The organism is Campylobacter sp. IFREMER_LSEM_CL2256, assembly GCF_025771645.1.
In the GTDB taxonomy this organism is placed as follows: Bacteria; Campylobacterota; Campylobacteria; order Campylobacterales; family Campylobacteraceae; genus Campylobacter_D.
Genome location: NZ_JAKMQQ010000031.1, coordinates 1 through 1297, shown reverse-complemented (window position 1 = coordinate 1297; position 1297 = coordinate 1). Strand labels below are relative to the sequence as shown.

General features: G+C 28.5%; 1 protein-coding gene. It reads left to right on the top strand.

Going from position 1 to position 1297, the window contains the following annotated elements; translation table 11 throughout:
* On the top strand, positions 1 to 1297 hold a 1297-nt coding region (locus L8U00_RS07765), incomplete at both ends, for a ShlB/FhaC/HecB family hemolysin secretion/activation protein (protein ID WP_263709110.1).

Here is a 1297-nt window from a genome sequence, read left to right as displayed (position 1 = left end):
TAATAACCAAATACAAATTTGTTATCACTAATGAAAACACTAGCTTTGAAAAGCTAGGTATTAAAGAAGAAGATTTACAATTACTTATTAGTGAGTTTAGTGCTAGAAAATTTAGCTTACAAGATTTACAAGATATATCTAATATCATTGCTTATTATTTCCAAGTTAATGGCTATCCTGCAGCAACAGCTTATGTACCCCAACAAGAATTTGAAGATAGTGTGCAAATTAACATAGCCTTAGGAACATTAGGTAAGTATATAATAAAGAATAAAACTACTATAAAAGATTATTTTATAGAAAGTAAGCTTAATGAAAGAATTAAAGGTAAAATCATCTCTACTAAGTTAATAGAAGATAGTGTATATAAAGTCAATGAAATGTATGGAGTACAAACCCTAGCAGGTTTACAAGCAGGAGAGAATGTAGGAGAAACTGATGTAGTTATAGAAGTAGTTCCTGATACTAAGGCTAATGTATTATTATATACTGATAATTATGGTATTGAAAGTGCAGGGGATATTAGAGCTGGTATTAGTATGGGATTTAATTCTATATTTAATATGGGAGATTATTATAATTTTTACTTACAATCAAGCAATGAAAAACAAATTAACTATGGAGCAAGTTATACTTTCTTTTTGGGAAATTTAAAAATTACTCCAAGCATATCTCAAGGATCTTATTCTTTAGGTGGGGAATATAAAGAAGTTGGTTTTAGTGGTACTTCTAGAAATTTTGGTATAGATTTTTCTTATCCTGTATGGATTAATACTAACTCCTCTTTATATTTTACTTCAAGTATTTATCATAAGATACTTAGTGATGTAACCTTAGATCTTTTAACCTTTGATAAACATTCTAATGTAGGTAGTATGGGTTTAGAAGGTTTGTTTAGAGGATTTGAAAATAATACCTTAAGTTATAGTGCTAAGATAAGCATAGGTAAAGTATATGATGATGGTACTACTATATTTGGAGATACATCTAAAAGTGGAGGCAAAGGCTTTGGTTGGTTTAGAAAACTCAATGCTAGTGTGAATAATTATTATAGTATTAATGAATACATTACGCATACTTTAAATATAAACTATCAAAAGGTATTAGGAAATTTTGAATTAGATTCTTCTGAGAGTTCCTCTTTAGGTGGAGCTTATGGAGTAAGAGCTTATGATAATGGAGAAGGTGATGGAGATAATACCATAGTAGCTAACTTTGGTATAAGAATAAATATACCAAATACTAATTTTTATTTTACTCCTTTTTATGATATAGGTTATGCTTGGTATGAAAAAGA